The following is a 5,161-nucleotide window of genomic DNA, read 5'->3' as shown; positions in this document are numbered from 1 at the left end:
CGTTTTCTCCTCCCTCATACCCTCCAAAGATTCCTACAGTAACTTTACACTAACATAAGACTTTATGCTATCATAGTGAAGGGGGGGTATCCATGCACCGGTTTAGCGTGCGTTTGCAGGGTAGAAGGATGGCCCTGGCGGGCGTTATCTTCGGTCTTTTCCTGCTTGTGGTGGGTCTGGAACGGCACGAGGCGCTGGCGCTGCTCCACAAGGGAGCGCGCATCTGCCTGGAGTGCATCGGCCTTGGGTAGTGCGCTGTGTAGCGGCAAATTACGCCGCTTGCGCCGGTCCTCGCAGTTGGCTACGTTTATCCTGGCCAACGGCTACTGGCCGGGGTTGCTCGCGGCCACTATTTATCGGGGACCGGCCAAGGCCCTCTGTGTTCCTTTCCTTAACTGCTACTCCTGCCCGGCGGCCTTTTTCTCCTGCCCGGTCGGCGCCTTCCAGGGGTTCCTCGCGGCCACCCGTGCGGTTAGCCTTTACGTGAGCGGTTTTTTGCTGTTAACCGGCTTTGCGGCCGGGCGCCTTTTCTGCGGCTGGCTCTGTCCCTTCGGCCTCCTGCAGGAGTTGCTTGCCGGGAGGCGGGCCCGCTGGCGCCTCCCGGGCGTTTACGGACTCTTAAGGTACGCAGTGTTACTCCTGACCGTGCTGTTACCGGTTTTGTGGGTAGACAAAGCGGGATTGGCGGCACCTTACTTCTGCAAGTACCTCTGCCCGGCAGGCACGCTCGAAGCCGGGCTGGTGCTGGTGCTGGTGCGGCCGGAGCTGCGGGCGCTTGCCGGCTGGCTCTTCGTTTGGAAGGTGGCGGTGCTCGCGGGCTTTTTGGCGCTGATGCTTTTTATCTACCGCGTCTTCTGCCGCACCGCCTGTCCCCTCGGCGTTTTCTACGGGCTTTGCAACGGGGTAAGCCTGTGGCGGCTCGAGCGGGATGCTTCGCGCTGCACCGGTTGCGGTCTTTGCCGTGAGGTCTGCCCGGTCGGGGTGCCGGTAGATAAAAACCCGAACCATCCTGACTGCTTCCGGTGCCTAGAGTGCGTCCAGACCTGCCCCGTGGGGGCGCTCAGGTTTACCTGGAACGGGGCGGCAGGAAAGGAACGCTGGCGTTGCGAAGATTTTAGCGGAACCCGGTGCCTGGATAGATTATAGCGATACTCTGCGGGAGGGGTGAGGGGCGGGAATGAAACTGGTCAAGATGGCCGCGGTACTTATAGCGGTGGTGCTTCTCGCGGACCTGTGGGGTTGCCGGTTTACCGGTAGGCCGCCGGAGACGCGCGGTGACCGGGCACCGGCCTTCACGGCGTCGCTCCTGGGGGAAGGGAAAGAGGTCCGCGTCCCGGGCGATTTTGGGGGGCGGGCGGTGGTCCTAATCTTCTTTAGCCCCGGCTGACCCAGTTGTGTCCAAGAAGTGCTGCAGTTGCAGCCGTATTTACCGAAGTGGCAGAGCCAGGGGATCGCGGTCTTTTTGGTCACGCAGGAAGAGGGCCCTACAGCTACGTTTTTGGAAAAAATGCGGCTTTCTCTCCCGGTGCTTATTGATAGCCGTGGCGATGCTGCTGCGGCTTACGGGGTGATGAGCATCCCCCATACGGTCTGGATCGATAAGGCGGGCTTGATCCGGCATACGAGCGTGGGTTGGAACCAGCAGAAGCTTAGGGAATTCGAAGTGCTGGCCGCCGCGCTTGGTAAATAAGGCCCCGAAATTGTTGCGGCGCGGTGTGGGGGCGCAGGCATGGGAGCGCAAAAGGCACGCGATCTCATGGTAACAGTGGTAGCGGTGAAAGGCAGATGCCCGGTGTACCGGGAAGGCGACAGTTTCACGATTGCGGCGGGTTTTAAGCTTATGGCGGGGCAGCCCTTGTGCCTGCACGCGCTCGCGGTAATCCTCCCTTATTACGTGGCGCTCAGCCGCGGTGTCGCGCCGGTGGTGCTGGGCCTGGCGCGCGCGGGGGACGCTGCCTATCTGCAGTGCCCCGATCCGTGTGATTTGACGGGCGGCGGCACGGTGGTCTTTCGGGTAGAGCCATTACGGTAGGAGGGAACGGCGTGGATCCGCTGACGGTCATCCGGAAGTATTACGATCCGGATTCCGAGCTGTACGCGATTTTGGTAACGCACAGCCGTCTGGTCGCCCAACAGGCACTGGCGGTGGCGGCGAGAGTTGCCCACCTTGGCCCCGACCTGAAATTCATTGAGGAAGCGGCGCTTCTCCACGACATCGGTATTTTCTTAACCCATTTCCCAGAGATCGGCTGTTACGGTCCCCATCCCTACATCTGCCACGGCTACCTTGGCCGGGAACTCTTGGAAAAAGAAGGGTTGCCGCGCCACGCCCTCGTCTGCGAGCGGCACGTAGGGGTAGGGATCACGCGGGCGGAGATTGAAACGCGGCGGCTTCCTCTTCCTGCGCGAGACATGGTCCCGGTGACGCTGGAAGAGGAGATCATCTGTTTTGCCGACAAGTTTTTTTCCAAGGATAAGGGTCAGCTCACCCGCAAGAAAACCCCGGCGGAAATTAAGCGGAGCCTGGCCAAATTCGGGCCGGAGAAGGTGGCCCGGTTCGAGGCGTGGCGCGAGCGTTTTGGCGCCGGTAAGGTAGTAGATTAACCGGGAAGGTGCTTTTGCTAAACGGTAGCCCGGGGGCTGGTAACTATCTAAAACCATGCAACTGGCACTTAATCTCTAAATTTGCCTTTTTCTCCTTGACATGTGGGATTATCAAGCGGATGATAAATAAAAAGCTTCTCTTTTACCTTCCGGCCAAAAAACGCTGACCAGAGGAGAGTCTAAAGAGGGACAAGTCCTCCTCAGCCCCGAAGGTCGGCGTCTTCATCTGCACCTGCGGCGGCCAAATCTCCGAAAAAATCGATACGGGTTTTTTGGCGCAGAAGGCCAAAGAGCTGGAAGGTGTTGCCGTGGTTTTCACCACCGACCGCCTCTGTAGCGCTCAAGGTATGGCGCAGGCGAAGGAAGCCTGCCGCGGCTGCGACCGGCTCCTTTTCGCCGAGCGTTCCTCGCGTTCCTCGCTTACCTTCAGCGAGGACCGGATTGCCGCGTGGCTTAAGGAAATGGGCCTTGACCACGCCATGTTCGAGGTGGCCAACATCCGCGAGCAGTGCGTCTGGATCCATGACGGGGACCTGACCCTTAAAGCGCTCGATATGCTCCGCATGGCCCACGCGAAGCTGCTCACTAACCTTCCGGTGCCGCCCCCGGTGAAACTCGCACCGAAAGGACTCGGTATCGGCGGTGGGCCCGCCGGGATGCAGGTGGCCTCCGACCTCGCGCTGGCGGGGACCCAGGTGGTGCTGGTAGAAAAGAAGCCGTACTTGGGCGGGCACTTCTGCCAAATTCCTTATTTAGCTCAGAGCGAGAGCTGGCCGGCGATGTGCGTGAGTGATTGTCTGGCTCCGGTCCAGGGAAGAAAGGTCTTCTTCCACCCCAACATCACCCTCCTTACCGCAAGCGAAGTTGAAGAAATTATTCCGGAGAACGGGAACTTCCGGGTGCGGATCAAAAAGGAACGGCCTTCGTTGATCCGGAGCGGTGTGTCGCCTGCGGTAAGTGCGCGGCGGTCTGCCCGGTAGAAGTTCCGAATAGCTACGAGTACGGGCCTAAGAAGCGGAAGGCCATTGACAAAGAGTACCGGCTCGCTATTCCTGACGCCTACACGCTTTTGCCTGACGCCTGCACCAGGTGCGGCGAGTGCCTGAAAGTCTGCCCGACGCGCGCCATCAATCTGGAAGCAGCGCCGGCAATCCTGGAGGATACCTTTGGTGCGGTCATCCTCGCTACCGGTTTTAAATCCTACGACCTGAGTACTCTTACTTACCTCAATTATGGTTCACCCAACGTTCTCTCGAGTATGGAGATGGAAAGACTTATTGCGGCCCGCCTCAACCGGGAAGGAGGCCCGCCGGAGCGGGTTGTCTTTATGCTCTGCGGCGCTTCCCGGATAAAAAATAAAGAAATCCAGATCGGAGTGCCTTACTGCTCCCGGAACTGTTGCAGCTTCGCCGTCAAGCAGGCGAACCAGGTGCTGGCCATGCGCCCCGATGTCGAGGTTACCATGATTTACTTCGGCGACATCAGGACTTACGGGCGGGCCTTCGAGCAGTTTTACAACGAAGCGCAGGACGCCGTCGAGTTTGTCAACGGCGAAGTTGTCCGGGTGACGGAGAGTGAGGCGGGCCTGAAAATTGAGCTGGTGAGTCCTAACGGCGAAACCCAGGAACGCGAGGCCGATTTGCTGGTTTTGGCGGAGGCCCTGCTTCCCGAAGGAAACTAGCTAATCGACAAGCTGAAAGTGAAGACCGACAAGCACAGCTACCCGCTCGAAATCCAACCGCGCCTCCTGCGGCCTACTGAATCATTCATTGACCGGGTGTATGTTGCCGGCGCGGTGGTGGGGCCGAAGCTGGTCCAGGAGAGCGTAGAGCAGGGGAGCGCCGCGGCGCTGAAGGCGCTCAACCACCTGGCCAGGGGCGAAAAAGAGTTGCCGAAGTTTATTTCGGAGGTGAATGCAGCCGCTTGTTCCCGCTGCCGAATTTGCGAAGCAGTCTGCCCGCACGCAGCCATTAAGGTCACAGACAACGGCGCGGCGGTCGATCCGGCTTTCTATCAGGGATGCGGGCTCTGCGCCTCTGTCTGCCCGAGCGGGGCCATCCGGCTCCGGAATTTCGCGGCCGAGCAGATCCTCCGGCAGGTGGAGGTGGCTTTTGCGGGCGTGCCGGATGGCGAGCCGAAGATTCTGGGGCTCTTCTGTTACTGGTGCTCGTACGCGTCGGCCGATCTGATGGGCATTTACGGTCACAAGATCCCGCACCAGAACTTCCGGAGTATCAGGATCCGCTGCTCTTCCTTGGTGAACGCCGGGCTCCTTCTCGAGATTTATAAGCGCGGGGTGGACAGGATCATCATTGCCGGCTGCCCGCCGAAGAACTGCCACCACGGCTCGGGTAACTACATGACCGCTAGGAGGGTGGCGCTCTTGAGCGCGGTAATGCACCAAATGGGTTTTGAAGGACGGCTCAAATGGAAGTACATCGGGGTGCCGATGTGGCGCGAACTGGCGAAAGCGATTGCGGAAATGGATAAGAGCCTGCGGCGGTTGGGGCCGGTTTCTCTGGGAGGGGCGCTATGAGTAAGCTGAAGGTAATTTTAA

8 protein-coding genes and 2 pseudogenes are annotated in these 5,161 nt (G+C 59.7%); all 10 read left to right on the top strand.

Annotated elements, in window-relative coordinates; translation table 11 throughout:
* Positions 1-92: 92 nt before the first annotated feature.
* The 10 genes and pseudogenes from ACUVTA_RS08390 (at position 93) to ACUVTA_RS08345 (ending at position 5,140) form a co-directional block, all read left to right on the top strand.
* The gene (locus tag ACUVTA_RS08390) at positions 93-251 is read left to right on the top strand and encodes a CD1871A family CXXC motif-containing protein (RefSeq protein WP_445952494.1); all 159 of its coding nucleotides are present in this window, start codon (positions 93-95) and stop codon (positions 249-251) included.
* A gap of 46 nt (positions 252-297) precedes the next feature.
* A complete protein-coding gene (locus tag ACUVTA_RS08385; RefSeq protein ID WP_445952493.1) occupies positions 298-1,146 on the top strand; it encodes a 4Fe-4S binding protein in 849 nt (282 codons plus the stop codon).
* Between the two features lie 31 nt (positions 1,147-1,177).
* Positions 1,178-1,387 carry a hypothetical protein gene (locus ACUVTA_RS08380; RefSeq protein WP_445952492.1) on the top strand — a complete coding sequence of 70 codons (210 nt, stop codon included), beginning with the start codon at positions 1,178-1,180 and terminating at the stop codon, positions 1,385-1,387.
* A 12-nt stretch (positions 1,388-1,399) separates the two neighbouring features.
* A pseudogene (locus ACUVTA_RS08375) lies at positions 1,400-1,690 on the top strand (TlpA family protein disulfide reductase); the annotation flags it as partial.
* 39 nt (positions 1,691-1,729) lie between these two features.
* Positions 1,730-2,032 carry a TIGR04076 family protein gene (locus ACUVTA_RS08370; RefSeq protein WP_445952491.1) on the top strand — a complete coding sequence of 101 codons (303 nt, stop codon included), beginning with the start codon at positions 1,730-1,732 and terminating at the stop codon, positions 2,030-2,032.
* An 11-nt stretch (positions 2,033-2,043) separates the two neighbouring features.
* Entirely contained in the window at positions 2,044-2,604 is a 561-nt protein-coding gene (locus ACUVTA_RS08365) for an HD domain-containing protein (RefSeq protein ID WP_445952490.1), read from the top strand.
* A 347-nt stretch (positions 2,605-2,951) separates the two neighbouring features.
* On the top strand, positions 2,952-3,584 hold the full coding sequence (locus ACUVTA_RS08360) for an NAD(P)-binding protein (RefSeq protein ID WP_445952495.1): 633 nt from the start codon (positions 2,952-2,954) through the stop codon (positions 3,582-3,584).
* Positions 3,554-3,673, top strand: a pseudogene (locus ACUVTA_RS08355) (hypothetical protein); the annotation flags it as partial. The gene ACUVTA_RS08360 and the pseudogene ACUVTA_RS08355, both read left to right, overlap by 31 nt.
* Positions 3,674-4,285, top strand: a complete 612-nt coding sequence (locus ACUVTA_RS08350) for a 4Fe-4S binding protein (protein WP_445952489.1) — start codon at positions 3,674-3,676, stop codon at positions 4,283-4,285.
* 18 nt (positions 4,286-4,303) lie between these two features.
* A complete protein-coding gene (locus tag ACUVTA_RS08345; protein ID WP_445952488.1) occupies positions 4,304-5,140 on the top strand; it encodes a hydrogenase iron-sulfur subunit in 837 nt (278 codons plus the stop codon).
* Positions 5,141-5,161 lie beyond the last annotated feature (21 nt).

This window comes from Thermodesulfitimonas sp. (assembly GCF_052743955.1).
This window is presented reverse-complemented; position numbering and strand designations above follow the sequence as displayed.